The following is a 26,205-nucleotide window of genomic DNA, read 5'->3' as shown; positions in this document are numbered from 1 at the left end:
AGAGGGAATCTCCGAGATGCCGCCGCTGGCTGTAACCCTTGAACCCTTGGTTCAAGGTGAATGCGTCGTCACAGTTTTAAGGCTTCTCGGACGGACCGAGCATGCTCACCAACCGTGGAGCGCCACATTCTGTTGGTATGAAATATCGGCTCAGGGGACTGGCCCGCTTGCGAACATCTCAGAGAAATTTTTGCTTCACGACCACTCTACCACAGGCGATCATAAAGTGTTATTCAAACTTCGGCCCCGTTCTCTCGGATATGCGACCCTGGTCAAGCAATGCCTGCTCAATGGTCTGCTGTAGCATCCGAATGCGCTGCTCCATATCGGCGGCGTAATCCCGGGTTTTTGCCTTTTCCTGAGCCAGCTCGTAACTTATGTTCAGTGCGGCAATGAACACCAGCTGCTCAGTATTTGTGACTCTAGTGCGAACTTTCAGATCTTGCAACCGCTGATTCAGATCCTCAGCTGCCTGATTTAACGCATCCGTTTGTTCAGGCGGGCAATTCACTCGCAGTGAACGGCCAAAAATTTGGATATCGACGGGTTGTGCAGACATGCCACCTTCCTGCTGATTGACTGCGCTACCCTCGCGCCCTGACCTGGGTCCGCGAAGGGGCGACACTATATCTATCATGGTTCGTAGATACAAGCCCTTTTCTGGTATCACCAGGGCTCAAAGTGGTAGCATATCACGATATTCCTCCCAACGACGACGAATGCGCATGTCTAAACAGAATGAAATGCCTGGTTACATTGATGTAAACCAGTTACTGAACCAACAGGGCATCGGCTTAACGCCTGCCGAAATGCACGGTCTGATCAGCGGGATGCTTTGTGGCGGCAACAACGACAGCAGCTGGCAGCCGCTTCTGCACGACCTGACCAACGAAGGGCTGGCCTTCGGCCACGAGCTGGCGGAAGCCCTGCGTAAAATGCACACCGTCACCGGCGACTCGCTGGAAGACGACGGTTTTCTGTTCCAGCTGTATATGCCCGATGGCGACGACGTCAGCGTCTTTGAACGCGCCGATGCGCTGGCCGGCTGGGTAAATCACTTCCTGCTTGGCCTGGGTGTGACCCAGCCGAAGCTCGACAAGGTGACCGGCGAAGCCGGAGAAGCCATCGACGATCTGCGTAATATCGCCCAGCTGGGCTATGACGAAGAAGACGATAAGGAAGAGCTGGAGATGTCGCTGGAAGAGATTATCGAGTACGTCCGCGTTGCGGCGCTGCTCTGCCACGACACCTTTACCCGCCAGCAGCCGACCGCACCGGAAGTGCGCAAACCGACATTGCATTAATACTGACTTCGCCGACACAGCGTTTTTAAGGAGGTGTCATGACACAGCAAGTATTTCTTCGCCGTCGCCAGGCTCTGCTGGCAACGATGTCGCCGGGTAGCGCGGCGCTGATCTTTGCCGCGCCGGAAGCGACGCGCAGCAACGACAGCGAATATCCTTATCGACAGAACAGCGATTTCTGGTATTTCACCGGCTTCAACGAGCCGGAAGCGGTGCTGGTGCTGATTAAAAGTGATGACACCCACAACCACAGCGTGCTGTTTAACCGGGTCCGCGATCTGACCGCTGAAATCTGGTTTGGCCGCCGTCTGGGCCAGCAGGCCGCGCCGGAAAAACTGGGCGTCGACCGGGCGCTGGCCTGGGGCGAAATCGACGAGCAGCTGCATCAGCTGCTGAACGGCCTCGACACGGTGTATCACGCCCAGGGCGAGTACGCCTTTGCCGATGAAATTGTTTTTGCCGCGCTGGATAAACTGCGTAAAGGCAGCCGCCAGAATCTGCGTGCGCCAGCCTCCATCACCGACTGGCGGCCGCGGGTGCACGATATGCGCCTGTTTAAGTCGTCGGAAGAGCTGACATTAATGCGCCGCGCCGGTGAAATCAGTGCCCTCGGACATACGCGGGCGATGCAGACCTGCCGTCCCGGTATGTTCGAATACCAGCTGGAAGGCGAAATCCACCACGAATTTAACCGCCACGGCGCGCGTTTTCCCTCCTATAACACCATCGTTGGCGGCGGTGAGAATGGCTGCATTCTTCACTACACTGAGAATGAGAGTCCGCTGCGCGATGGCGATCTGGTCCTGATCGACGCCGGATGCGAGTATCAGGGCTACGCGGGCGATATTACCCGTACCTTCCCGGTCAACGGCAAATTCACGCCTGCCCAGCGGGAGATCTATGACATTGTCCTGGAATCTCTGGAGACGGCGCTGAGGCTCTATCGCCCAGGCACCTCCATTCAGGAAGTGACCGGCGACATCGTGCGCGTCATGATTCGCGGGCTGGTGAAACTCGGCATTCTGCAGGGTGACGTGGAGCAACTCATTACCGAAGGCGCTCATCGCCCGTTCTTTATGCACGGCCTGAGCCACTGGCTGGGGCTGGACGTTCACGATGTCGGTGCCTACGGCGTGGATCGCTCGCGGCCGCTTGAGCCAGGCATGGTCCTGACCGTCGAGCCGGGCCTCTATATTGCGCCGGATGCGGACGTGCCCGCTCAGTATCGCGGCATCGGTATTCGTATCGAAGATGACATTGTGATCACCAAAGCCGGCAACGAGAACCTCACCGCCAGCGTGGTAAAAACGGCGGACGATATCGAGGCGCTGATGGCAGCGGCGCGGCAGTGAACGGCGTCATTATCGTTGGCGGCGGTATGGTCGGCGCGACCCTCGCCCTGGCTATCTCACAGCTGACGCGTGGCGCGCTGCCGGTACACTTGATTGAAGCGGCGGCTCCGGAATCCCAGGGGCATCCGGGGTTTGACGCCCGCGCGATTGCGCTGGCGCAGGGCACCTGCCAGCAGCTGGCGCGGATTGGCGTCTGGCAGGCGCTGGCTGACTGCGCCACGGCCATTAAAACGGTTCACGTCAGCGATCGCGGCCACGCCGGTTTTGTCACCCTGGCCGCCGCCGACTACCAAATTGATGCGCTGGGCCAGGTAGTTGAGCTGCACGATGTCGGGCAGCGGCTGTTTGCCCGCCTGCGGCGTGCGCCCGGCGTAACCCTGCACTGTCCGGCTCGGGTTGCCCGCGTCCACAGAACGCAGGAGCAGGTACAGGTCGAGCTGGAAGACGGCACGCGCATTGACGGCGCGCTGGTGGTTGCCGCCGACGGCACCGGCTCTGCGCTCGGCAGCGCCTGCGGGATCCGCTGGCAGCAGAGCGATTACCAGCAGGTGGCGGCAATTGCCAACGTCACTACCGCGCTGCCCCATAACGGACGCGCCTTCGAGCGCTTTACCGAACACGGTCCGCTGGCGATGCTACCGATGTCAGACGGGCGCTGCTCGCTGGTGTGGTGCCATGCCCGGGAGCAACGGGACGCGGTGCTGGGCTGGTCTGACGCGGTTTTCAGCCAGCAGCTCCAGCAGGCGTTTGGCTGGCGGCTTGGGCGCATCGTCCACAGCGGGAAGCGAACGGTCTATCCGCTGGCGCTGACCACCGCAGACAGCAATATTACCCATCGCACGGTGCTGGTCGGCAATGCCGCCCAGACTCTGCATCCCATTGCCGGGCAGGGTTTTAATCTGGGAATGCGCGATGTGATGAGCCTGGCGGAAACCCTGACGGCGGCCTGGCAGAATGCCGAAGATCCTGGCGCATGGCCGGTGCTGTGCCGCTATCGTCAACGTCGCGATGCGGATAAAGCCGCGACGATTGGCGTGACGGATGGCTTAGTGCATCTCTTCGCTAACCGCTGGGCGCCGCTGGTGGCCGGGCGCAACGTCGGATTGATGGCGATGGAATTATTTACCCCGGCACGTAATGTGCTGGCGCAGCGCACCCTGGGTTGGGTGGCGCGTTAAGCCTGCTATAGCAGGCGCGAAGGAGTAAACAAACAGTGCAAAGTGTTGATGTGGCGATTGTAGGCGGTGGCATGGTCGGTCTGGCCGTGGCCTGCGGGTTACAGGGAAGCGGGCTGCGCGTTGCCGTACTGGAGCAGCATCCACCGCAGCCGCTGGCCGCCGATGCGCCTCCGGCGCTGCGGGTTTCCGCCATTAATGGTGCCAGCGAAAAGCTGCTGACGCATCTTGGCGTCTGGTCAACTATTGTGGCCCAGCGCGCCAGCTGCTATCACGGTATGGAAGTGTGGGAAAAAGACAGCTTTGGCCGCATTGCGTTTAACGATGAGAGCATGGGCTACAGCCATCTTGGTCATATTGTGGAAAACGCCGTGATCCATAGCGCCCTGTGGCAGAAAGCGCAAAGCTGTGCGGATGTCACCCTGCTGGCACCGGCTGAACTGCAGCAGGTGGCCTGGGGTGAAAACGACGCGTTCCTGACCCTAAAAGACGGCACGATGCTGACGGCCCGGCTGGTGGTGGGGGCCGACGGCGCACGCTCCTGGCTGCGCGAAAAGGCGGATATTCCGCTGACCTTCTGGGATTACCGGCACCATGCCCTGGTGGCGACGATCCGCACCGCCGAACCGCACGGGGCCGTTGCGCGCCAGGCGTTTCACGGCGACGGGATCCTCGCGTTCCTGCCGCTTGGCGATCCGCATCTCTGCTCGATTGTCTGGTCCCTGTCGCCGCAGGAGGCTGAACGTCTCCAGCAGGCGCCGGAAGACGAATTTAACCGTGCGCTGTCGGTGGCCTTCGATAACCGGCTGGGGCTGTGTCAGGTCGAAAGCGAGCGTCAACTCTTCCCGCTGACCGGACGCTACGCCCGTCAGTTTGCCGCACACCGTCTGGCGCTGGTGGGCGACGCCGCCCACACCATCCATCCGCTGGCGGGGCAGGGGGTTAACCTCGGCTTTATGGATGCGGCTGAGCTGATTGATGAACTGCGTCGTCTGCATCGTCAGGGCAAAGATATTGGTCAGCATCTCTATCTGCGTCGCTACGAGCGCAGCCGTAAGCACAGCGCGGCCGTCATGCTGGCCGGGATGCAGGGTTTCCGCAATCTGTTTGCGGGCGATAACCCTGGTCTGAAGCTGCTGCGTGATGTGGGCCTGAAGCTGGCCGATACGCTGCCGGGGGTCAAACCCCAGCTTATTCGTCAGGCGATGGGCCTGAACGACCTCCCCGACTGGTTACGTTAACTCCGTCACACTTTCCTCTCCCGGCCCCTGTGGCCGGGTGCTTCTCCTCGTTTGAATTATTCTAATTTCACCACATTTTTCGGATTAGATTTTCTAATTTGGCGTTTTTTGCATTACGGGAATTTGGCCTCTGTTTCCCGATAAAATGCCGCTGCGCTCGGTGAGGTATGTCTTTTACCTGTTTTAATCACTATCCTTTACGCTAAATCGTGGTTTTTTCTTCTGTTGGCAATCTGCCCGTTTTTGTCCATAAGCTAATGTGATGACCCATTTTTCCTTATGGTTAAATGCGTTTTTCGGTGGTAAGTTCAGGCAAAAGAGAACGTTTGCGCCGGTGCCGAAAAGCCGCATCGACGCCGGGTTAGGTGGTGCGTTTTTCGCCCTGAAAACCGCATGGCTCCGCTGACTTCTAATGAGGATAAGATGGCTCAACAGACGCCCCTGTTCGAACAACACAACGCCTGCGGCGCACGCATGGTGGACTTCCATGGCTGGATGATGCCGCTGCATTATGGCTCGCAGATTGATGAACATCACGCGGTGCGCACCGATGCCGGGATGTTCGATGTGTCGCATATGACCATCGTCGATCTGCGCGGCAGCCGCACCCGCGAGTTTCTGCGCTATCTGCTGGCGAACGACGTGGCGAAACTCACCCAGACCGGCAAGGCGCTCTACACCGGGATGCTGAATGCATCAGGTGGCGTGATTGATGACCTGATCGTCTACTTCTTCTCCGATGATTTCTTCCGCCTTGTTGTTAACTCCGCCACCCGTGAAAAAGACCTCGCCTGGATTACTCAGCAGGCCGAGCCCTTCGCGATTGAAATCACCGAGCGTGATGACCTGTCGCTTATCGCCGTGCAGGGACCGAATGCAAAAGCCAAAGCGGCCACCCTGTTCAGCGACGCGCAGCGCGCAGCGGTTGAAGGCATGAAGCCCTTCTTCGGCGTTGAGGCGGATGACCTGTTTATTGCCACCACCGGCTATACCGGTGAGGCGGGCTATGAAATTGCCATGCCAAATGAGAAAGCGGCGGATTTCTGGCGCGGGCTGCTGGCGGCAGGCGTCAAGCCTTGCGGTCTGGGCGCACGCGATACCCTGCGTCTGGAATCGGGCATGAATCTTTACGGTCAGGATATGGACGAAGGCGTGTCTCCGCTGGCGGCGAATATGGGCTGGACCATCGCCTGGGAACCTGCCGACCGTGACTTTATTGGCCGCGAGGCGCTGGAAGCGCAGCGCGCTAAAGGCACCGAACAGCTGGTAGGCCTGGTGATGACGGAAAAAGGCGTTCTGCGCGGCGAGCTGCCGGTTCGCTTTACCGATGCGGGGGGTAACGCGCAGGAAGGGACCATCACCAGCGGCACCTTCTCACCAACCCTCGGCTACAGTATTGCTTTGGCACGTGTTCCTGCGGGTATTGGTGACACGGCCATCGTTCAGATCCGTAACCGCGAAATGCCGGTTAAGGTGACCAAACCTGTTTTTGTGCGCGCCGGTAAAGCCGTCGCCTGATTCTTTTTTCTGGAGATTGAATGATGAGCAACGTACCTAACGAACTGAAATACAGCCGCGAACACGAGTGGCTGCGCAAAGAAGCCGACGGTATCTGGACCGTGGGGATCACCGAACACGCGCAGGAACTGCTGGGCGATATGGTGTTTGTCGACCTGCCTGAAGTGGGCACCGTCGTAGGCGCGGGTGACGACTGCGCGGTGGCCGAATCGGTCAAAGCCGCTTCCGATATCTATGCCCCTATCAGCGGCGAGATCGTGGAAGTGAACGAAGAGCTGCAGACTTCGCCTGAGCTGGTCAACAGCGAACCCTACGGCGACGGCTGGATCCTGAAAATCAAAGCCAGCGACGAATCGGAAATCGATGCGCTGCTGGATGCTGACGCCTACGGCGCCCTGCTGGAAGACGAATAAGTTATTCCGCTGTTCTCCCTCTCCTGCGGGAGGGGGAATCATCACTCTCTCAGGAAACCTCCCTCATGACTCAGACGTTAAGCCAGCTTGAACACCGCGGTGCCTTTATCGATCGTCATATCGGCCCGGATGCACAGCAGCAGCAAGAGATGCTGAAAACGGTTGGCGCCGACTCCCTGGATGCCCTGATCGGCCAGATTGTGCCGCAGGATATCCAGCTCGCAACCCCGCCGCAGGTGGGCGATGCGACCACAGAATACGCCGCGCTGGCGGAGCTGAAAGCCATTGCCAGCCGCAACAAACGCTTTAAATCCTATATTGGTATGGGCTACACCGCCGTGCAGCTGCCGCCGGTGATCCTGCGCAATATGCTGGAAAACCCGGGCTGGTACACCGCCTATACGCCGTATCAGCCGGAAGTCTCTCAGGGCCGTCTGGAATCCCTGCTTAACTTCCAGCAGGTGACTCTGGATCTGACCGGTCTGGATATCGCCTCCGCCTCGCTGCTGGACGAAGCGACCGCCGGTGCAGAAGCCATGGCGATGGCGAAGCGCGTCAGCAAACTGAAAAACGCCAACCGCTTCTTTGTCGCGGCCGATATTCATCCTCAGACTCTGGACGTGGTGCGTACCCGTGCGGAAACGTTCGGTTTTGAGGTGATCGTTGATGAAGCCGATAAAGTGCTGGATCACCAGGATGTCTTCGGCGTGCTGCTTCAGCAGGTCGGTACCACCGGTGAAGTACACGACTACAGCGCGCTTATCAGCGAGCTGAAATCCCGCAAAATTGTCGTCAGCGTGGCGGCCGATTTTATGGCGCTGGTGCTGCTGACCGCGCCGGGAAAACAGGGCGCGGATATCGTGTTCGGCTCCGCCCAGCGCTTCGGCGTACCGATGGGCTACGGCGGTCCGCACGCGGCCTTCTTTGCCGCAAAAGATGAATTTAAACGCTCCATGCCGGGCCGTATTATCGGCGTCTCCAAAGACGCGGCGGGCAATACCGCCCTGCGTATGGCGATGCAGACCCGCGAGCAGCATATCCGCCGCGAGAAAGCCAACTCCAACATCTGTACTTCTCAGGTGCTGCTGGCCAATATCGCCAGCCTGTACGCGGTCTATCACGGCCCGGTTGGCCTGAAGCGTATTGCCGGGCGTATCCACCGATTGACCGATATTCTCGCCAGCGGTCTGCAGCAGAAAGGCCTGAAACTGCGCCACGCTCACTACTTCGACACCCTGTGCGTGGAAGTGGCGGACAAAGCCGCCGTGCTGGCGCGCGCTACAGCTACAGAGATCAACCTGCGCAGCGATATCCTGGGCGCCGTTGGTATGACTCTCGATGAAGCGACGACCCGCGAAGACGTGCTGCAGCTGTTCAGCGTGCTGATCGGCGACGATCACGGCCTGGATATCGATAGCCTGGACAAAAATGTCGCCCACGACAGCCGCGCTATTCCGGCGGCCATGCTGCGCGATGACGCGATCCTCTCGCATCCGGTCTTTAACCGCTACCATAGCGAAACCGAGATGATGCGCTATATGCACAGCCTGGAGCGCAAAGATCTGGCCCTGAATCAGGCGATGATCCCGCTCGGCTCCTGCACCATGAAGCTGAACGCCGCCGTCGAGATGATCCCGATCACCTGGCCGGAATTTGCCGAGCTGCATCCGTTCTGTCCGGCCGATCAGGCCGAAGGCTACCATCAGATGATCGGTCAGCTCTCCGACTGGCTGGTCAAACTCACCGGTTACGACGCGCTCTGTATGCAGCCGAACTCCGGCGCGCAGGGTGAATACGCCGGTCTGCTGGCGATCCGCCACTATCATGAGAGCCGCAACGACGGCCATCGTGATATCTGCCTGATCCCGAGTTCCGCTCACGGTACCAACCCGGCTTCCGCACAGATGGCGGGGATGCAGGTGGTGGTCGTGGCCTGTGACAAGAACGGCAATATCGATCTGGCCGATCTGCGCGCGAAGGCGGAACAGGCGGGCGAGAACCTCTCCTGCATTATGGTTACCTATCCGTCGACCCACGGCGTGTATGAAGAGACCATCCGTGAAGTGTGCGACGTCGTCCACCAGTTCGGCGGTCAGGTATACCTCGACGGGGCCAATATGAACGCTCAGGTCGGCATTACTTCGCCGGGCTTTATTGGCGCGGACGTGTCGCACCTTAACCTGCACAAAACCTTCTGCATTCCGCACGGCGGCGGCGGTCCGGGTATGGGACCGATTGGCGTCAAAGCGCACCTGGCCCCGTTTGTGCCGGGCCACAGCGTGGTGCAGATAGAAGGGATGCTGACCCGTCAGGGCGCGGTCTCCGCTGCACCGTTCGGCAGCGCCTCCATTCTGCCCATCAGCTGGATGTATATCCGCATGATGGGCGCTGAAGGGCTGAAGCAGGCGAGCCAGACGGCGATCCTTAACGCTAACTATATTGCGACCCGTCTGAAAGCGGCCTATCCGGTGCTCTACACCGGACGCGATGGCCGCGTGGCGCACGAATGTATTCTTGATATTCGTCCGCTGAAAGAAGAGTCCGGTATTAGCGAGCTGGATATTGCCAAGCGTCTGATCGACTACGGCTTCCACGCGCCGACCATGTCCTTCCCGGTGGCCGGAACCCTGATGGTGGAACCGACCGAATCCGAGAGCAAGGTGGAGCTGGATCGCTTTATCGATGCCATGCTGGCGATCCGCGCAGAGATCGATCGCGTGCAGCAGGGCGAGTGGCCGCTGGATGACAACCCGCTGGTTAACGCTCCGCACACCCAGAACGAGCTGGTGTCCGACTGGACCCACGCCTACACCCGCGAGCTGGCGGTGTTCCCGGCAGGCGTGGCGAACAAGTACTGGCCGCTGGTGAAACGCCTGGACGACGTATACGGCGACCGCAACCTGTTCTGCTCCTGCGTGCCGATGAGCGAATATCAGTAACCTGATTGACAGACAGTCAAAGGGCGCCGAATGGCGCCCTTTCTTTTTGGCTATTCCCCGTCGCCCCGCATACTTTCCCGCAGGACGTCAGCCAGCTCTTTCAGGCCCGGCGGAGGATTGCGGTGGCCGGGATAGTAGAGGTACATCGCCGGTTCCGTCGGGGACCAGTCGGGCAGAACAACCCGAAGTTCGCCGCTTTGTAGCTGTTTTTCCACGCGTTTTTCCGGACAGTAGGTAATACCCACATCGGCCAGGGCCAGATCGATCCCGGTAATGGTATCGCCGACGCAGACCTGTCCCGGCACGTCAATTTCACGGTACGCTTCGCCTTTACGAAACTCCCATTTGTAGATCACGCCCGCGCCGGTGCGGATCTGGATACAGGAGTGAGAAAGCAGATCTTCCGGGAGCACGGGGGTCTGATGGTGATACAGGTAGCGAGGTGAGGCCACCGCCACCCATTTTAGTTCCCGGCCAAGCTTCACCGCGACGTAATCTTCCGGGACCGTGCCGCCATAGCGGATCCCCGCGTCAAAGCCTTCCGCCACGATATCCACCATTCGATCATCGACGGTGATATCCACCTGCACCTCCGGGTAGCGCTTCAGAAAGGCGGGTAAATGCGGGCCGATCACCAGCCGTGCGCCGTCATGCAGGACATTCAGGCGGATACGCCCGACGGGCCGCTCGCGAAAGGCGTTGATGTCATCCAGCGCCTCGCTGATTTCGGCAAAGCCGACGTTTAGCCGCTCGGCCAGCCTGGCTCCGGCTTCCGTCGGCGATACCGTTCTGCTGGTCCGGTTGAGCAACCTTACCCCAAGACGCGTTTCAAGATTGCGCACCGCATGGCTCAGTGCGGATGTGGTGATCCCCAGTTCCACCGCAGCCTGGGTAAAGCTGCGCAGGCGTTCCACGGCCCGGAACGCATTCAGATCGGTCAGATCGCTACGGGACAGGCGCATAACGGGGCGAACGGGCATCAAGGCCTCCGGCGTATTGTTGAAACGGTTTCACTGGTTCGTCAATTTTCACTCAATAATTAGCAGTGAATGACGTGTTAATTTTAGTTTTATTCAACAATTGTCTGCAATCGGTAATATCGTGCTGAGCCGCTGACGCCGCTTCTTTTCAGGAAATTATTGTGTCTTTTCTCTCTATGTCCGTTCCGACAGGCCAGTCGACAAGGCTTTTCGCCGCCGTCCTCACTTTGGCTATCGGCGGGTTATTTATCGGTACCGGCGAATTCGCCACCATGAGCCTGCTGCCGATGCTGGCCGATGCGACGCAGGTGTCCATTCCCGTTGCAGGCCAGTATATCAGCGCCTATGCGATCGGCGTGGTGGTGGGTGCCCCGGCGATAGCCGTGCTGGGTGCGAGAGCGTCGCGCAAAACCCTGCTGCTGGTTTTGCTGCTGATGGTGATTCTGGGCTACGCCGCCAGCGCGGCGGCCTGGAGCTACTCCTCTCTGCTGCTCTTCCGGTTTCTGTCCGGCCTGCCACACGGGGCCTGGTATGGCGTGGCGGGGTTGACCGCCGCCATGATGGTGCCGGCATCACGACGCACGCAGTTTATCGGCTACGTGATGCTGGGGCTGGCGGCGGCCAACGTCGCGGGCGTACCTGCGATGACCTGGCTGGGTCAGCATATGGGCTGGCGCACGGCCTTTGTCTTTGTCTCGCTGGGCGCGGTACTCACCGCCGTGATGGTGATGCTGTTTGTTCCCGCCACGCCCGGCAATAAAAACGCGTCTCCCCTGACCGAGTTGAGCGCGCTGGCGAACCCGCAGGTCTGGCTGACCCTGGCGGTGGCCTCTGTAGGTTTTGGCGGGATGCTGGCCGTTTACAGCTATATCACCCCCACGCTTACCGAGCTGAGCGGCTTCTCTCTGGCACAGGTTCCCGGCGTGCTTATCCTCTGGGGAATTGGCATGGTCTGCGGGAATATCCTCGGAGGCTGGATGGCCGACCGTGCGCTGGTTCCGGCGATTTTTATCATGCTGGTGTGGAACGTGCTTTGCCTGATGCTATTTGCGCTGGTGGCGGAGTGGAAGTGGGCCGTGATGCTGGCGCTCTTCTTACTCGGCAACGGTTTTGCCCTGGTCCCCGCGCTGCAAAGCCGACTGATGTCCGTTGCCAGCAATGCCCAGACCCTGGCCGCTTCGCTGAATCACAGCGCCTTTAATATCTCTAACGCCATCGGCGCTTCGCTTGGCGGTTTCGCTATTGCTGCAGGCGCGGGCTGGGCATCCACCGGCTGGGTCGGTGCCGCACTTGCGGCGGGCGGGATCTTGTTTATGTGTTCATCCGTTCTCTGTGCCAAAGGAGGCAAAAATGAGTGACTCAGTGATTTCCAAAGGCCGCGTAGCCGTGATTACCGGCGCGGCCCGCGGGATCGGCGCGGCGATGGCGCGTCGCTTTTCAGAAGAAGGTATGCGCCTGAGCCTGTTCGATCGCGATAAGGCCGCGCTGGAATTGCTGGTAAAAGAGCTGAAAACAGAAACGCTCTGTACCGTCGGGGATGTTTCCCGTGAAGACGATCTGCAGCGGTTTTACGCGCGAACAGCGGAGGCATTCGATGAGGTTGCCCTGCTGGTAAACAATGCGGGGGTAAATACAGGTGCAGGGCCGTGGGATCCGCCTGCGGCATGGCGGAACCATCTGCAGACGAATTTGCTCTCAGCGGTGACGCTACAGCATCTGTTTGTACCTCACATGCTGGCGCAGACGTCGCAGGCAGCCATCGTAAACCTGGGCTCGAAAGAGGGGATCACAACCCCGCCGGGTAACGCCGCCTACAGCGTGGGGAAAGCCGGGATTAAAGTGCTGACCGAGCAGCTGGCTAACGAGCTGCGCAACGTTGCGGGGGATCGCGTTACCGCGCATTTGCTGGTGCCTGGCTATACCTGGACGCCGATGAACTTTCCCGGCATGGATGAGCGGAAAGATAGCCAGCCGCAGGCGGCGTGGACCAGCGGTCAGGTGGTTAATCACTTTATGGATTCTTTCAGACGCGGGGATTTCTATATTCTCTGCCCGGATAATGAAGTGACGCCGGAAATGGACAGAAAACGCATTCTCTGGGCCGCGCAGGATCTTATCGATAATCGTCCGGCCCTGTCTCGCTGGCATCCGCAGTGGGAGGCGCATTTTGCTGCCTGGATGAAAGGCTAACCCGACTTGCTTTCACCCCTCACTGGATGTTACTTGTTGTTATCACCGTCTTTTGGGGAAGAATAATGGCAATTGCACTGGTTACCGGCGGCAGTCGGGGGATTGGCAGAGCGACCGCGCGACAGCTGGCGCAGGAAGGGTATCGAGTGGTGGTGAACTACCATCGTAATCTTGATGCGGCGAACGAGGTGGTGGAAGCCATTCAGGCTGCGGGCGGTAATGCGCTGGCGATCTGCGCGGATATCGGCGACGAGCAGCAGGTCGAGGCCATGTTTACCGAGATTGACGCGCTGGGCGAGCCGCTGAGCGCGCTGGTGAACAATGCCGGGATCCTGTTTACCCAAAGCCCGCTGGAAAAACTGACCGCAGAGCGAATCAACCGCGTGCTGACCACCAACGTCACCGGCTATTTTCTCTGCTGCCGTGAGGCGGTTAAAAGGATGTCCCATGCCCACGGCGGTCAGGGTGGGGCGATTGTTAACGTCTCCTCTGCCGCATCCCGCCTTGGCGCGCCCTTTGAATATGTTGATTACGCCGCGTCGAAAGGCGCTGTCGATACGCTGACCACCGGGCTGGCGCTGGAAGTGGCGGCGCAGGGGATCCGCGTGAACTGCGTACGTCCTGGGCTTATCTATACGGAAATGCACGCCGACGGCGGCGAACCGGGTCGGGTGGACCGGGTTAAAGACGCGCTGCCGATGCGGCGCGGCGGCCAGCCGGAAGAAGTCGCGCAGGCCATTGTCTGGCTGCTGAGCGATAAAGCCTCTTACGTGACGGGAAGTTTTCTCGAACTGGCGGGCGGGAGATAAAGAAAACCCTCTCCGAAGAGAGGGTTGAGTGCGATCAGAGCTGCTCGCCGTTGCTGGCAATCACGGTTTTATACCAGTCAAAGCTCTTCTTACGGGAACGGGACATATCGCCGGTGCCGTCGTCATGCTTGTTGACGTAGATAAAGCCGTAGCGCTTGCTGTACTGGCCGGTGGTGAAGGAGACGCAGTCGATACAGCCCCACGGCGTATAGCCCATCAGATCCACGCCGTCGTAAGTGACGGCGGTAACCATGGCTTCCACGTGGGCGCGCAGGTAGTCGATACGGTAGTCATCGTTAATGCTGCCGTCGGCTTCAACTTTATCGTAGGCACCAAAACCGTTTTCCACGATAAACAGCGGCTTCTGATAGCGCTCGTACAGCTCGCTCATCGCATAACGCAGACCGGTCGGGTCAATCTGCCAGCCCCAGTCGGACGCTTTAACGTGCGGGTTTGGCACGCTGCCCTGGAAGCCAGAGATCGCGTCGCCGCTGCCGCCGTCGGCTTTCACCGCGTTGGTCATATAGTAGCTAAAGCCCAGGTAGTCGCAGGTGCCTTCGCGCAGCGCTTCCAGATCGCCTTCTTCCATTTTGATATTGAAGCCACGGCGTTCCCACTCGTTCAGCACGTAGGATGGGTAGTAGCCGCGCAGCTGAACGTCGGTAAAGACATAGCGCTCGCGCATCGATTCCTGGGCATACATCACGTCGTCCGGCTTGCAGGAGAACGGATAGAGCGGAACCATCGCCAGCATACAGCCGATCTGCATGGACGGATTGATACGGTGGCCGATTTTCACCGCGATGGCGCTGGCCACGAACTGGTGGTGCAGCACCTGGTACATGGTCTCTTCCGGATTTTCGTGATCCGTATAGACCACGCCGGAGCAGCAGTAGCCAAACAGCGGCGCGCGCCAGTTGCGTTGGTTGTTGATCTCGTTAAAGGTCATCCAGTATTTGACCTTGTTCTTGTAGCGCTCAAACACCACTTCGGCGAAGCGTACAAAGAAATCAACCACTTTACGGTTGGTCCAGCCGCCGTATTCCTGCACCAGGTGCAGCGGCATTTCGAAGTGGGAAAGGGTGATCACCGGCTCGATGTTGTACTTCAGCAGCTCATCGAACATATCGTCGTAGAACTTCAGCCCTTCTTCATTCGGCTGCAGCTCATCGCCTTTCGGGAAGATACGGGTCCAGGCAATGGAGGTGCGGAAGCATTTGAAGCCCATTTCAGCAAACAGCTTGATGTCTTCTTTGTAGTGGCTGTAAAACTCGACCGCTTCATGGTTCGGGTAGTATTTGCCCGGCACCACCGAGTCGGTAATTTCACGCGGAACGCCGTGGGCACCGCCGGTCAGCACGTCGCAGATGCTGGGGCCTTTGCCGCCCTGGTTCCAGCCGCCTTCAACCTGATGCGCCGCGACCGCGCCGCCCCATAAAAAGTCTTTCGGTAAGGTGATCTTTTTCATTTTGCTAATCCCGATTATTAATTCTGCCATCGAGTCTAACAAAGCGAAGTGAAATGTCACGCTATAACAAATAAGCGCGGAGGGAACTTGTTACATCAAAAAAACACCCTGTTTTTTTATGCTATTTTTCTCGCCAATTTTCGTCCCAGGGTTTCCAGAATATAAATCACCGGGATCTGAGTGGTAATATCATAGCCCCCGGTAATACGGGTTTGCGGCGCGTGCCAGGAGAGATTAAAATCCGCCAGCTTTGACAGGCGGGAATGCTCATGGCCGGTTATCGACAGCACTTTGCAGTGGTGAAGGTTGAACTGGCTGGCAAAGCGCAGGATCTCTTCGGTTTCGCCCGAGACGGAAAGCACAATCGCCAGCGCGTTTTTGGCCATATCGCTGGTGACCGGGAAATAAGGGTCGTCAATATGGTTGCTGAATTTACCAATATTTGAAAAGAAGCGTGCGCCATATTTTGCCAGCGCGCCAGATGTCCCCGCGCCGACGAAAATAATACGTTCCGATGACGAGATAATATCTACGGCACGATCTAATAACGCATCAAATTCATCGTTATTGACGCTTTTGAAAAAGCTGATCACTTCACCCGCGCCGAAATTAGCCTGTTGCGGTTCTTCCTGCTCTAAATATAATTTAAAGCGCACGCGAAACTCAGAGTAGCCTTCACAGTTAAGCTTGCGGCAGAAGCGCAGCACGGTGGTGGTCGACACGCCAACGGCGTCCGCCAGCTCGCGGATGGTCATATACATCACCTTGTCACGGTTCTTAATGACGTAGTGGTAAACCATCACTTCAAGGTTATTGAGGCTGGCGATAGCGGCGTGGGAGAACATACTCACAGTGGCGAAACTCACAATTCAGGTTCATCTTCAGGGAATAATACCATGCAGCCCAACGACATCACTTTTTTTCAGCGCTTCCAGGACGACATTCTGGCCGGTCGCAAAACCATCACCATCCGCGATGCCAGCGAGTCGCATTTTAAGGCCGGGGATATTCTGCGCGTCGGGCGCTACGAAGATGACGGCTATTTCTGCACGATAGAAGTGCAGGGGATGTCCACCGTTACGCTGGATACCCTGAACGAGCGTCATGCGCAGCAGGAAAACATGTTGCTGGCGGCGCTAAAGCAGACGATCGCGGAGATCTACCCGGACCAGACCGCGTTTTATGTCATTGATTTCAAATGCGTTTGAAATAAAATTTGTACACGTGTTAGTTGAAAATGTCTTTTATCTATCTGATTTTAAAGGGTGGTTTATTTTGTTGTAATTTATTTTAGCTAACAGGTGTTCACTGAAATCATTCTCAGTTAGGCTAGGGGACGTTACCGTTACTGTCTGTTCTCGCGGAGTCCACTATGGTTCGTCAACCGCCCCTTATCGCCCAGGGCTATTCCCTGGCCGAAGAAATTGCCAACAGCATCAGCCACGGTATCGGGCTGGTGTTTGGTATTGTCGGCCTGGTGCTGCTGCTGGTTCAGGCGGCGGATAGCAACGCCAGCGCGATGGCGATTACCAGCTATAGCCTTTACGGCGGCAGCATGATCCTGCTGTTTCTCGCCTCGACCCTCTACCATGCCGTTCCGCACCCGCGGGCCAAACTCTGGCTGAAAAAATTCGACCATTGCGCCATCTATCTGCTGATTGCCGGCACCTACACCCCATTCCTGCTGGTGGGCCTGGATTCGCCGCTGGCGCGGGGATTGATGGTGGTGATCTGGAGCCTGGCGCTGCTGGGGATCATCTTTAAGCTGACGATCGCGCACCGCTTTAAGGTGCTGTCGCTGGTGACCTATCTGACCATGGGCTGGCTGTCGCTGGTGGTGGTGTATCAGCTGGCGATAAAGCTGGCGTCAGGCGGCGTCACGCTGCTGGCGGTCGGTGGGGTGGTTTACTCGCTGGGGGTGATTTTCTACGTCTGCAAACGCATCCCGTATAACCATGCTATCTGGCACGGGTTTGTGCTGGGCGGCAGCGTCTGCCATTTTCTGGCGATCTATTTATATGTCGGGCAGAGTGCGGCCTGAGCAGGCCGCACACCGTTAAAAATTACTCGTCGTCCAGCGAATAAGGCAGCGGCTGGATGCTCAGCGTAGAGCTGTCATCGCGCACGCGGAACACGCTGTCCGGCTCCATATCGTTATTCATGACCGCTTGCACCAACACGCGACCGTCATCCAGCTGCACTGCCGCCAGAATGGTGCCGGTGCGGCGCCAGTTCTCGCCCATCTGCAGTTCGAGATCCTCACCCGCTTCCGGGACGCGGCTGGCGTTGCCTGCCAGGGACCAGAGCGCGCGCTTATTGGCACCGCGGAATTTGGCGCGGGCTACCATCTCCTGACCGCTGTAGCAGCCTTTCTTAAAGCTGATACCGCCCAGCGCCTGCAGGTTGGTCGCCTGAGGGATAAACTGGCCGCTGTTGGCAGCATCGATAATTGGCAGGCCGGCTTCAATATTCAGCGCCAGCCACTGCTGGCTGTTATTCAGCTGGGCTTCACCGCGCAGGGCCTCGCTGACGCGCTCCGCGGTGGCATCGTCGGTGACCAGCAGGAAGCGCTCTTCCGGGTGGGCAAACCAGAGAATGCTGGTTTCACCGTCCAGCACGCGCGGGGTTTCGGCATCCGGCAGCTGGCTAAACAGATTGGCCAGCGCCGCACGGGCCTGGAAACCGGCCACGCCGAGCAGCACACGCTGCTCGTCGGCAGCAATGACCACTTTGGAGAAGACCGCGTACTTTTTCATTTCGGTAAGCTGAGCCGCCTGCAGGCTACGGCGCTCAATCCAGGCAAATCCGTCCTGATGGCGGAACAGACGCAGGTTACTCCACATCTTTCCTTTTGCGTCGCAGTGCGCCGCCAGAAGATGCTGGGTTTCGGTCAGCTTCGCGACGTCGGCGGTCACCTGACCCTGCAGATATTTCTCGCTGTCGGCACCGGTAATGGTAGCCAGCGCCCAGTCATCGAGGGTCATCAACGTCAGCGGTAAACGCGCAGAGGCGGAAGGCTGGCGGGGAGGAAAGGGAGTAAAAGCCATAGTCATGTCCTGATTAGCTTAACGCAGAGGTAAGGTTCAATGGTAAAAGAGCTGGTTGCCATTGCAAGCGGTTTAGGCGGCCATTTGTGCCATTTACCGCCTCGGATGAAAAAGTGGACCGCCGTTTCCTTCTGCCCGGCTCGCAGTTAGCCAAGATTCCGCTGAGGGAACCGCGAAAAACAGGCTACACTAGGCACCTTCTTGCTGCAGGAATGAAGACATGGACATTACGAACAAGGCCCGTATTCACTGGGCATGCCGTCGGGGCATGCGTGAACTCGATATTTCCATCATGCCGTTCTTTGAGCATGAGTATGAGTCGCTGAGCGACGATGACAAGCGGCTCTTTATTCAGCTGCTGGAGTGCGACGATCCGGATCTGTTCAACTGGCTGATGAATCACGGCCAGCCTGACGATGCCGGTCTGCAGCGCATGGTAACCTTAATTCAGACACGGAACCGCGAACGTGGTCCTGTGGCAATCTGATCTCCGCGTCTCCTGGCGCTCGCAGTGGCTTTCGCTGCTGCTGCACGGCGTCGTTGCGGCCATCATCCTGCTGATGCCCTGGCCGCTCAGCTATACGCCGTTGTGGCTACTGCTGCTGTCGCTGGTGGTATTTGACTGCGTGCGCAGCCAGCGGCGCATCAACGCCCGTCACGGCGAAATCAAGCTGCTGATGGACTCGCGCCTGCGCTGGCAGGGAAAAGAGTGGGCGATTGTCGGCCAGCCGTGGATGCTGCGCAGCGGCATGATGCTGCGGCTTCGCGGTATCGAAGAGCCTAAACGCCAGCACCTGTGGCTGGCGTCTGACAGCATGGACGCACGCGAATGGCGCGACCTGCGGCGGATGCTGCTCGCCAGCCCGCCGGGTGCCGTGGAATAGCCCTCAGGAAAAGCGTTCCGCCATTTCACCGAGGATCTGCTCGCACCAGCTTTCAATGCGTGCGTCGCTCAGGTCGTATTGATTGGTTTCGTCCAGCGCCAGGCCGACAAACAGCTGCCCGTCGGCAATAACGGGTTTGGCGCTGGTAAACTCATAGCCTTCCGTCGGCCAGTAGCCGATAAAGTTAGCGCCCGTCGGTGCCAGCTTATCGTGCAGCATGCCCAGCGCGTCCAGGAACCACTCCCCGTAACCCAGCTGATCGCCCATGCCGTACAGCGCGACGATCTTACCTTCCAGCTTGAGTGAACCCAGCTGTTCCCACACCGCTTCCCAGTCCTCCTGCAGCTCGCCAAAATCCCAGGTCGGAATACCGAGGATCAGCGCGTCGTACTGTTCCATCAGCGCCGGGGAGTCATCTTTGAGGTTATGCAGGGTAACCAGCTCCGCGCCGATAATATCGCGAATTTTCTCCGCCGCCATTTCGGTGTAGCAGGTGCTGGAGCCGTAAAAAAGACCAATGTTCATAGCGTGAATATCTCAATATCGGGTATGACTTTGCGCGCAGTGTAACAGAATCGTCGCGGCTGTTTCCAAAACCAATAAAAGGGCAGGGCGGATAACAATCAGGCATAATGCGCTGACGTTAACCGCGGAGGGAGCGAAGTGGAACAGGATCTGGCACGCATTGAACAATTTCTCGATGCTCTCTGGCTGGAGCGCAATCTGGCGGAAAACACCCTCAGCGCCTATCGTCGTGATTTGACCCAGCTGGTTCAGTGGATGCACCATCGCGGGCGCGATCTAAAGAGCGTTGACGGCGGCGATCTGCAGGATCTGCTGGCCGAGCGGGTAGCCGGAGGCTATAAGGCGACCAGCTCCGCGCGACTGCTCAGCGCGGTGCGCCGCTTCTTCCAGCATCTCTATCGGGAAAAGTTTCGTGAAGACGATCCCAGCGCGCTGCTGGCGTCGCCGAAGCTCCCTCAGCGGCTGCCGAAAGACTTAAGCGAAATGCAGGTCGAGCGCCTGCTGCAGACGCCGGTAGTTGACCAGCCGCTGGAGTTGCGCGATAAAGCCATGCTGGAAGTGCTCTATGCCACCGGCCTGCGCGTCTCTGAACTGGTCGGGCTGACCATGAGTGATATCAGCCTGCGTCAGGGCGTGGTGCGGGTGATCGGTAAAGGTAATAAAGAGCGGCTGGTGCCGCTGGGCGAAGAGGCGGTGTACTGGGTGGAAAATTACCTGCAGTATGGTCGTCCCTGGCTGCTGAACGGCGTCTCTATCGACGTGCTTTTCCCCAGCCAGCGCGCACAGCAGATGACTCGCCAGACCTTCTGGCACCGCATCAAGCACTACGCGACGCTGGCCGGCATCGACAGCGAGAAGCTCTCGCCGCACGTATTGCGGCACGCGTTTGCCACGCATTTACTGAACCACGGCGCCGACCTGCGCGTGGTACAAATGCTGCTTGGTCACAGCGATCTGTCGACCACTCAAATTTATACGCACGTCGCCACCGAGCGGCTGCGACAACTTCACCAGCAGCATCACCCGCGGGCGTGATGCGGTTATAAAAGGATCGGTTATGAAGAAAGGTTTGATGATGTTTACCCTGCTGGCGGCCGCGCTGTCGACCACGGCGCAGGCGGATGACGCTGCCATTAAGGCCTCGCTGGCGAAGCTGGGTATCGGCGATGCGGTGATCCAGTCCGCGCCGGTTGCCGGTCTGAAAACGGTCCTGACCCGCAGCGGCGTGCTCTATGTGACCGAAGACGGTAAGCATATGATCCAGGGCCCGCTGTACGACGTGGGCGGCGCGCAGCCGGTCAACGTGACTAACCAGCTGCTGATGGGCCAGCTTAACGCGCTGGAAAAAGAGATGATCGTCTACAAGGCGGCGCAGGAAAAACACGTCATTACCGTGTTTACCGATATCACCTGCGGCTACTGCCACAAGCTGCATGAAGAGATGAAAGACTACAACGCGCTGGGTATCACCGTGCGCTATCTGGCGTTCCCGCGCCAGGGGCCGCAAAGCCCGGCGGCAAAAGATATGCAGGCTATCTGGTGTGCGAAAGACCGCAATAAAGCCTTTGATAAAGCCATGACCAGCCAGACCGTTGATCCTGCCAGTTGCGATATCGATATCAGCGAACACTACGCCCTGGGCGTGCAGTTTGGCGTAAACGGTACGCCTGCTATCGTGCTGAAAGACGGCTACGTGGTGCCAGGCTATCAGGGACCGAAGGAGATGAAAGCCTTCCTCGACGAGCACCAGAAACAGACCAGCGGTAAGTAATTCGCGTGAAACATGAGATGCAACTTCGCCGCCGCGTCGTCGATGACGCGGCGGATTTACCCGCCGATCTTTCTCCGCTGCTGCGCCGCTTATACGCCAGCCGCGGCGTTGGTTCGGCGCAGGATTTAGAACGCGGCGTCAAAGGGATGCTGCCCTGGCAGCAGCTGGCGGGCATTGAACAGGCCGCGGAGCTGCTGTACCAGGCATTTCGTCAGGGACAGCGCATTGTGGTGGTCGGCGACTTCGACGCCGACGGCGCGACCAGCACCGCATTAAGCGTCCTGGCGCTGCGATCCCTCGGCTGCGATAACGTCGCCTTCCTGGTCCCGAACCGCTTTGAAGATGGCTATGGCCTGAGTCCTGAGGTGGTCGATCAGGCCCACGCCCTCGGGGCGCAGATGATCATGACCGTCGATAACGGGATCTCATCCCATGCCGGGGTCGATCGGGCGCATGCGCTGGGGATCCCGGTGCTGGTCACCGACCACCATCTGCCCGGCGATACGCTGCCGGATGCCGATGCCCTGGTGAACCCTAACCGCCGCGACTGTGAATTTCCGTCCAAATCCCTTGCCGGCGTGGGCGTGGCGTTCTATCTGATGCTGGCCCTGCGCAGCCATCTGCGCGACAAAGGCTGGTTCGAAGAGCGCGGTATCGCCATTCCTAACCTCGCCGAGCTGCTGGATCTGGTGGCGCTGGGGACGGTGGCGGATGTGGTACCGCTGGACGTTAACAACCGTATTCTGACCTGGCAGGGCCTGAGCCGCATCCGTGCGGGCAAATGTCGGCCGGGGATCAAAGCCCTGCTGGAGATTGCCAACCGCGAACCGCAGAAGCTGGTTGCCAGCGATCTGGGCTTCGCGCTGGGGCCGCGCCTTAACGCCGCCGGACGGCTGGACGATATGTCGGTCGGCGTCGCGCTGCTGCTGTGTGACAACACCGGTGAAGCGCGAATGCTGGCTAACGAACTGGATGCGCTGAACCAGACGCGTAAAGAGATAGAGCAGGGGATGCAGGCGGAAGCGCTGGCCCTGTGCGAAAAACTTGAGCGCGGCAGCGAGTCGCTGCCCGGCGGGCTGGCGATGTACCATCCCGAGTGGCACCAGGGCGTGGTGGGTATCCTGGCCTCCCGCCTTAAAGAACGTTTCCATCGCCCGGTGATCGCCTTTGCGCCTGCCGGTAACGGCACCCTGAAAGGCTCCGGCCGCTCGATTCAGGGGCTGCATATGCGCGATGCCCTGGAGCGGCTGGACTCGCTCTATCCGGGAATGATGCTCAAATTTGGCGGTCACGCCATGGCGGCAGGTCTGTCGCTGGAAGAGGATCGTTTCCCCGAGTTCCAGCAGCGCTTTGGCGACCTGGTCACCGAGTGGCTGGATCCCTCTCTGCTGCAGGGTGAAATCGTCTCCGACGGCCCGCTGACGCCAACGGACATGACTCTTGAGGTGGCGCAGATGCTACGCGAAGCCGGTCCCTGGGGGCAGATGTTCCCGGAGCCGCTGTTTGACGGGCGTTTCCGCCTGCTCCAGCAGCGTCTGGTCGGTGAGCGTCATCTGAAGGTGATGCTGGAACCTGCAGGCGGCGGCCCGCTGATTGACGGCATTGCGTTTAACGTCGATACCACCCGCTGGCCGGATAACGGCGTGCGCGAAGTGGAAATCGCGTATAAGCTCGATATCAATGAGTTTCGTGGCAATCGCAGCCTTCAACTCATCATAGATAATATCTGGACGATTTAGCGTCACTATTCTCTATAAAAAAGAGCGGGAATCCGTTAAAATCCCGCTCTTATCGCCGCATTTTACAAGCCTAATATAAGATCTCAGACCATGTTTGAAGTTAATCCGGTAAAAAACCGCATTCAGGATCTCACCGAACGCTCCGACGTTCTTAGGGGGTATCTTTGACTATGATGCCAAGAAAGAGCGTCTTGAAGAAGTAAACGCCGAGCTGGAACAGCCGGACGTCTGGAACGAACCTGAGCGCGCACAGGCGCTGGGGAAAGAGCGTTCCTCTCTCGAAGCGATCGTCGAGACCCTCGACCAGATGTCTCAGGGTCTGGAAGATGTTTCCGGCCTGCTGGAGCTGGCCGTTGAAGCCGACGACGAAGAGACCTTCAACGAAGCCGTTGCCGAACTCGACGTGCTGGAAGAGAAACTCGCCCAGCTCGAATTCCGCCGCATGTTCTCCGGCGAATACGATAGCGCCGATTGCTACCTCGATATCCAGGCCGGTTCCGGCGGTACAGAAGCCCAGGACTGGGCGAGCATGCTGACCCGTATGTACCTGCGCTGGGCCGAAGCACGCGGTTTCAAAACTGAGATTATCGAAGAATCTGAAGGTGAAGTGGCGGGTCTTAAATCCGTGACCATCAGGATCTCCGGTGACTATGCCTTTGGCTGGTTGCGCACCGAAACCGGCGTTCATCGCCTGGTGCGTAAGAGCCCGTTCGATTCCGGCGGCCGTCGCCACACCTCGTTCAGCTCCGCGTTTGTTTATCCGGAAGTGGACGACGATATTGATATCGAAATCAATCCGGCGGACCTGCGTATCGACGTATATCGCGCCTCCGGTGCGGGTGGTCAGCACGTTAACCGTACAGAATCCGCGGTGCGTATTACGCACTTGCCGACCAATACCGTGACCCAGTGTCAGAACGACCGTTCCCAGCATAAGAACAAAGACCAGGCCATGAAGCAGATGAAAGCGAAGCTTTATGAACTGGAAATGCAAAAGAAAAATGCCGAGAAACAGTCGCTGGAAGACAACAAGTCTGACATTGGCTGGGGCAGCCAGATTCGTTCTTATGTCCTGGACGACTCCCGTATCAAAGATCTGCGCACCGGGGTTGAAACCCGCAATACGCAGGCGGTACTGGACGGCAGCCTGGATCAATTTATCGAAGCAAGTCTGAAAGCAGGGTTATAAGGAACCAACATGTCTGAACAACAAGCACAGGGCGCTGACGCGGCAGTCGATCTTAATAATGAACTGAAAGCACGCCGCGAGAAGCTGGCCGCTCTGCGCGAGCAGGGCCTGCCATTCCCGAACGATTTCCGTCGCGATCGTACCTCAGACCAACTGCACGCTGACTTCGATGCCAAAGAGAACGAAGAGCTGGAAGAGCTGGGCATCGAAGTGGCCGTTGCCGGTCGTATGATGACCCGCCGTATTATGGGCAAAGCTTCTTTCGTGACTCTGCAGGACGTGGGCGGCCGCATCCAGCTGTACGTGGCTCGTGACGACCTGCCGGAAGGCATCTATAACGAACAGTTTAAGAAGTGGGATCTCGGGGATATCCTCGGCGCGCGCGGCAAGTTGTTTAAGACAAAAACCGGCGAGCTGTCGATTCACTGTACCGAACTGCGTCTGCTGACCAAAGCCCTGCGCCCGCTGCCGGACAAGTTCCACGGCCTGCAGGATCAGGAAGCGCGCTATCGTCAGCGCTACCTGGATCTCATCTCTAACGATGACTCCCGCAACACCTTCAAAATTCGCTCGCAGATCATGGCCGGTATTCGCCAGTTCATGGTGGGCCGCGACTTTATGGAAGTGGAAACCCCGATGATGCAGGTGATCCCGGGCGGCGCGTCAGCGCGTCCGTTTATCACCCATCATAACGCCCTGGATCTGGACATGTACCTGCGTATCGCGCCGGAACTGTACCTCAAGCGTCTGGTGGTCGGTGGCTTCGATCGCGTCTTCGAAATCAACCGTAACTTCCGTAACGAAGGCATCTCCGTTCGCCATAACCCAGAGTTCACCATGATGGAACTCTATATGGCGTATGCGGATTACAAAGATCTGATCGAGCTGACCGAATCCCTGTTCCGCACCCTGGCACAGGATATTCTGGGCAAAACCGAAGTGCCATACGGCGACGAGGTGTTCGACTTCGGCAAGCCGTTCGTGAAGCTGACCATGCGCGAGGCTATCAAGAAATACCGTCCGGAAACCGAAATGGCGGATCTGGACAACTTCGACAGCGCCAAAGCGATTGCCGACAGCATCGGTATTAAGGTAGAGAAAAGCTGGGGTCTGGGCCGTCTCGTGACCGAGATCTTCGAAGAAGTGGCGGAAGCGCATCTGATTCAGCCGACCTTTATCACCGAATACCCGGCAGAAGTTTCGCCGCTGGCGCGCCGCAACGACGTTAACCCGGAAATCACCGACCGCTTCGAGTTCTTTATCGGCGGCCGTGAAATCGGTAACGGTTTCTCGGAGCTGAACGATGCTGAAGACCAGGCCCAGCGTTTCCAGGACCAGGTTGATGCAAAAGCTGCAGGCGATGACGAAGCGATGTTCTTCGACGAAGACTACGTGACCGCGCTGGAACACGGTCTGCCGCCGACGGCGGGCCTGGGTATCGGTATCGACCGTATGGTGATGCTGTTTACCAACAGCCACACCATCCGCGACGTGATCCTGTTCCCGGCGATGCGTCCGGTTAAATAAGACGTCCTGACGTTAAAAGCCCCGTCGTGAAAGCGACGGGGCTTTTTTTTATCTGCTGTCGTCGGGCAAAAGTTGTGACATTTCAGGTTGTGTGATTAACTCAAAAGGATGTTCCAGGATAATTCTTACTGTGT

Annotated in this window: 25 protein-coding genes and 1 other RNA gene; 19 read left to right on the top strand and 7 right to left on the bottom strand. The window is 58.4% G+C overall.

Annotation, left to right across the window (positions count from 1 at the left end):
* Nucleotides 1-4: 4 nt before the first annotated feature.
* Both ssrS and zapA read right to left on the bottom strand, forming a co-directional pair.
* A non-coding RNA gene (gene ssrS, locus EDF81_RS12630) (6S RNA) lies at nt 5-188 on the bottom strand.
* A gap of 41 nt (nt 189-229) precedes the next feature.
* The gene (gene zapA / locus EDF81_RS12625) at nt 230-559 is read right to left on the bottom strand and encodes a cell division protein ZapA (RefSeq protein WP_123348469.1); all 330 of its coding nucleotides are present in this window, start codon (nt 557-559) and stop codon (nt 230-232) included.
* 166 nt (nt 560-725) lie between these two features.
* On the opposite strand from zapA, the gene EDF81_RS12620 reads away from it, so the two are divergent.
* The 7 genes from EDF81_RS12620 to gcvP all read left to right on the top strand — a co-directional run bounded on the left by EDF81_RS12620 (nt 726) and on the right by gcvP (nt 9,942).
* Nucleotides 726-1,304 carry a YecA family protein gene (locus tag EDF81_RS12620; protein WP_123348468.1) on the top strand — a complete coding sequence of 193 codons (579 nt, stop codon included), beginning with the start codon at nt 726-728 and terminating at the stop codon, nt 1,302-1,304.
* 38 nt (nt 1,305-1,342) lie between these two features.
* Nucleotides 1,343-2,656, top strand: coding sequence for a Xaa-Pro aminopeptidase (gene pepP / locus EDF81_RS12615; protein ID WP_123348467.1), 1,314 nt, complete (start codon nt 1,343-1,345; stop codon nt 2,654-2,656).
* Nucleotides 2,653-3,834 (top strand): 2-octaprenyl-6-methoxyphenyl hydroxylase, encoded by a 1,182-nt coding sequence (gene ubiH / locus EDF81_RS12610; RefSeq protein ID WP_260232704.1) that lies wholly within the window; start codon nt 2,653-2,655, stop codon nt 3,832-3,834. The genes pepP and ubiH overlap by 4 nt, the downstream gene beginning before the upstream one ends.
* 35 nt (nt 3,835-3,869) lie before the next feature.
* Nucleotides 3,870-5,072: an FAD-dependent 2-octaprenylphenol hydroxylase gene (ubiI, locus tag EDF81_RS12605; protein ID WP_123348466.1), complete on the top strand. Its 1,203-nt coding sequence runs from the start codon at nt 3,870-3,872 to the stop codon at nt 5,070-5,072.
* Between the two features lie 423 nt (nt 5,073-5,495).
* On the top strand, nt 5,496-6,590 hold the full coding sequence (gene gcvT, locus EDF81_RS12600) for a glycine cleavage system aminomethyltransferase GcvT (protein WP_123349051.1): 1,095 nt from the start codon (nt 5,496-5,498) through the stop codon (nt 6,588-6,590).
* A 23-nt stretch (nt 6,591-6,613) separates the two neighbouring features.
* The gene (gene gcvH, locus EDF81_RS12595; RefSeq protein ID WP_123349050.1) at nt 6,614-7,003 is read left to right on the top strand and encodes a glycine cleavage system protein GcvH; all 390 of its coding nucleotides are present in this window, start codon (nt 6,614-6,616) and stop codon (nt 7,001-7,003) included.
* A 65-nt stretch (nt 7,004-7,068) separates the two neighbouring features.
* A complete protein-coding gene (gene gcvP / locus EDF81_RS12590; protein WP_123348465.1) occupies nt 7,069-9,942 on the top strand; it encodes an aminomethyl-transferring glycine dehydrogenase in 2,874 nt (957 codons plus the stop codon).
* A 50-nt stretch (nt 9,943-9,992) separates the two neighbouring features.
* Here gcvP and EDF81_RS12585 read toward each other — a convergent pair whose 3' ends face one another.
* Nucleotides 9,993-10,922 (bottom strand): LysR family transcriptional regulator, encoded by a 930-nt coding sequence (locus EDF81_RS12585; protein ID WP_123348464.1) that lies wholly within the window; start codon nt 10,920-10,922, stop codon nt 9,993-9,995.
* 161 nt (nt 10,923-11,083) lie between these two features.
* On the opposite strand from EDF81_RS12585, the gene EDF81_RS12580 reads away from it, so the two are divergent.
* The 3 genes from EDF81_RS12580 (at nt 11,084) to EDF81_RS12570 (ending at nt 13,921) form a co-directional block, all read left to right on the top strand.
* Nucleotides 11,084-12,280, top strand: a complete 1,197-nt coding sequence (locus EDF81_RS12580) for an MFS transporter (protein WP_260232703.1) — start codon at nt 11,084-11,086, stop codon at nt 12,278-12,280.
* Complete coding sequence (locus EDF81_RS12575) at nt 12,273-13,112, top strand: SDR family NAD(P)-dependent oxidoreductase (RefSeq protein WP_123348462.1); 840 nt, start codon at nt 12,273-12,275, stop codon at nt 13,110-13,112. Before EDF81_RS12580 ends, EDF81_RS12575 begins: the two co-directional genes overlap by 8 nt.
* Nucleotides 13,113-13,177: 65 nt before the next feature.
* Nucleotides 13,178-13,921 carry an SDR family oxidoreductase gene (locus EDF81_RS12570; RefSeq protein ID WP_123348461.1) on the top strand — a complete coding sequence of 248 codons (744 nt, stop codon included), beginning with the start codon at nt 13,178-13,180 and terminating at the stop codon, nt 13,919-13,921.
* Nucleotides 13,922-13,955: 34 nt separating this feature from the next.
* On the opposite strand, the gene EDF81_RS12565 is transcribed toward EDF81_RS12570, so the two are convergent.
* Nucleotides 13,956-15,389: a 6-phospho-beta-glucosidase gene (locus EDF81_RS12565; RefSeq protein WP_123348460.1), complete on the bottom strand. Its 1,434-nt coding sequence runs from the start codon at nt 15,387-15,389 to the stop codon at nt 13,956-13,958.
* 116 nt (nt 15,390-15,505) lie between these two features.
* On the bottom strand, nt 15,506-16,234 hold the full coding sequence (locus EDF81_RS12560; protein WP_123348459.1) for a MurR/RpiR family transcriptional regulator: 729 nt from the start codon (nt 16,232-16,234) through the stop codon (nt 15,506-15,508).
* A 51-nt stretch (nt 16,235-16,285) separates the two neighbouring features.
* Between EDF81_RS12560 and yqfB the strand changes: the two genes are divergently transcribed.
* Together yqfB and EDF81_RS12550 are read left to right on the top strand one after the other, a co-directional pair.
* Nucleotides 16,286-16,597, top strand: a complete 312-nt coding sequence (yqfB, locus tag EDF81_RS12555; RefSeq protein WP_123348458.1) for a N(4)-acetylcytidine aminohydrolase — start codon at nt 16,286-16,288, stop codon at nt 16,595-16,597.
* Nucleotides 16,598-16,761: 164 nt separating this feature from the next.
* Nucleotides 16,762-17,430 (top strand): hemolysin III family protein, encoded by a 669-nt coding sequence (locus tag EDF81_RS12550; protein WP_123348457.1) that lies wholly within the window; start codon nt 16,762-16,764, stop codon nt 17,428-17,430.
* A 22-nt stretch (nt 17,431-17,452) separates the two neighbouring features.
* On the opposite strand, the gene ygfZ is transcribed toward EDF81_RS12550, so the two are convergent.
* Nucleotides 17,453-18,436, bottom strand: a complete 984-nt coding sequence (ygfZ, locus tag EDF81_RS12545; RefSeq protein ID WP_123348456.1) for a tRNA-modifying protein YgfZ — start codon at nt 18,434-18,436, stop codon at nt 17,453-17,455.
* 220 nt (nt 18,437-18,656) lie between these two features.
* On the opposite strand from ygfZ, the gene sdhE reads away from it, so the two are divergent.
* Both sdhE and EDF81_RS12535 read left to right on the top strand, forming a co-directional pair.
* Nucleotides 18,657-18,923, top strand: a complete 267-nt coding sequence (gene sdhE / locus EDF81_RS12540; protein WP_123348455.1) for an FAD assembly factor SdhE — start codon at nt 18,657-18,659, stop codon at nt 18,921-18,923.
* Entirely contained in the window at nt 18,904-19,320 is a 417-nt protein-coding gene (locus EDF81_RS12535) for a protein YgfX (protein WP_123348454.1), read from the top strand. Before sdhE ends, EDF81_RS12535 begins: the two co-directional genes overlap by 20 nt.
* Before the next feature lie 3 nt (nt 19,321-19,323).
* Here the strand turns inward: EDF81_RS12535 and fldB are convergent, their stop codons facing one another.
* A complete protein-coding gene (fldB, locus tag EDF81_RS12530; protein WP_123348453.1) occupies nt 19,324-19,845 on the bottom strand; it encodes a flavodoxin FldB in 522 nt (173 codons plus the stop codon).
* Between the two features lie 138 nt (nt 19,846-19,983).
* Here fldB and xerD point away from each other — a divergent pair, with 138 nt between their 5' ends.
* From xerD to lysS, 5 genes are all read left to right on the top strand, one after another.
* Nucleotides 19,984-20,880, top strand: a complete 897-nt coding sequence (xerD, locus tag EDF81_RS12525; protein ID WP_123348452.1) for a site-specific tyrosine recombinase XerD — start codon at nt 19,984-19,986, stop codon at nt 20,878-20,880.
* A 22-nt stretch (nt 20,881-20,902) separates the two neighbouring features.
* A complete protein-coding gene (dsbC, locus tag EDF81_RS12520) occupies nt 20,903-21,616 on the top strand; it encodes a bifunctional protein-disulfide isomerase/oxidoreductase DsbC (protein ID WP_123348451.1) in 714 nt (237 codons plus the stop codon).
* 5 nt (nt 21,617-21,621) lie between these two features.
* On the top strand, nt 21,622-23,355 hold the full coding sequence (recJ, locus tag EDF81_RS12515) for a single-stranded-DNA-specific exonuclease RecJ (RefSeq protein WP_123348450.1): 1,734 nt from the start codon (nt 21,622-21,624) through the stop codon (nt 23,353-23,355).
* A 90-nt stretch (nt 23,356-23,445) separates the two neighbouring features.
* Nucleotides 23,446-24,544 (top strand): peptide chain release factor 2 gene (gene prfB, locus EDF81_RS12510; protein WP_123348449.1). Its coding sequence is split into 2 segments (ribosomal slippage): nt 23,446-23,520 and nt 23,522-24,544, totalling 1,098 coding nucleotides; the frame shifts between segments, so codons are not numbered across the junction.
* Nucleotides 24,545-24,553: 9 nt separating this feature from the next.
* Nucleotides 24,554-26,071: a lysine--tRNA ligase gene (gene lysS / locus EDF81_RS12505; protein WP_123348448.1), complete on the top strand. Its 1,518-nt coding sequence runs from the start codon at nt 24,554-24,556 to the stop codon at nt 26,069-26,071.
* Nucleotides 26,072-26,205: the final 134 nt, after the last annotated feature.

It is taken from the genome of Enterobacter sp. BIGb0383 (genome assembly GCF_003751845.1).
Taxonomy (GTDB): Bacteria; Pseudomonadota; Gammaproteobacteria; order Enterobacterales; family Enterobacteriaceae; genus BIGb0383.
Note: the sequence above shows the minus strand (reverse complement) of the source record. Positions and strands in the feature narration are given on the sequence as shown.

Coding starts and splice junctions, on each gene's coding strand:
- zapA (WP_123348469.1), bottom strand. CDS start 559: ATGTCTGCACAACCCGTCGATATCCAAATTTTTGGCCGTTCACTGCGA.
- EDF81_RS12620 (WP_123348468.1), top strand. CDS start 726: ATGTCTAAACAGAATGAAATGCCTGGTTACATTGATGTAAACCAGTTA.
- pepP (WP_123348467.1), top strand. CDS start 1,343: ATGACACAGCAAGTATTTCTTCGCCGTCGCCAGGCTCTGCTGGCAACG.
- gcvT (WP_123349051.1), top strand. CDS start 5,496: ATGGCTCAACAGACGCCCCTGTTCGAACAACACAACGCCTGCGGCGCA.
- gcvH (WP_123349050.1), top strand. CDS start 6,614: ATGAGCAACGTACCTAACGAACTGAAATACAGCCGCGAACACGAGTGG.
- gcvP (WP_123348465.1), top strand. CDS start 7,069: ATGACTCAGACGTTAAGCCAGCTTGAACACCGCGGTGCCTTTATCGAT.
- EDF81_RS12585 (WP_123348464.1), bottom strand. CDS start 10,922: ATGCCCGTTCGCCCCGTTATGCGCCTGTCCCGTAGCGATCTGACCGAT.
- EDF81_RS12575 (WP_123348462.1), top strand. CDS start 12,273: ATGAGTGACTCAGTGATTTCCAAAGGCCGCGTAGCCGTGATTACCGGC.
- EDF81_RS12570 (WP_123348461.1), top strand. CDS start 13,178: ATGGCAATTGCACTGGTTACCGGCGGCAGTCGGGGGATTGGCAGAGCG.
- EDF81_RS12565 (WP_123348460.1), bottom strand. CDS start 15,389: ATGAAAAAGATCACCTTACCGAAAGACTTTTTATGGGGCGGCGCGGTC.
- EDF81_RS12560 (WP_123348459.1), bottom strand. CDS start 16,234: ATGTTCTCCCACGCCGCTATCGCCAGCCTCAATAACCTTGAAGTGATG.
- yqfB (WP_123348458.1), top strand. CDS start 16,286: ATGCAGCCCAACGACATCACTTTTTTTCAGCGCTTCCAGGACGACATT.
- EDF81_RS12550 (WP_123348457.1), top strand. CDS start 16,762: ATGGTTCGTCAACCGCCCCTTATCGCCCAGGGCTATTCCCTGGCCGAA.
- ygfZ (WP_123348456.1), bottom strand. CDS start 18,436: ATGGCTTTTACTCCCTTTCCTCCCCGCCAGCCTTCCGCCTCTGCGCGT.
- sdhE (WP_123348455.1), top strand. CDS start 18,657: ATGGACATTACGAACAAGGCCCGTATTCACTGGGCATGCCGTCGGGGC.
- fldB (WP_123348453.1), bottom strand. CDS start 19,845: ATGAACATTGGTCTTTTTTACGGCTCCAGCACCTGCTACACCGAAATG.
- dsbC (WP_123348451.1), top strand. CDS start 20,903: ATGAAGAAAGGTTTGATGATGTTTACCCTGCTGGCGGCCGCGCTGTCG.
- lysS (WP_123348448.1), top strand. CDS start 24,554: ATGTCTGAACAACAAGCACAGGGCGCTGACGCGGCAGTCGATCTTAAT.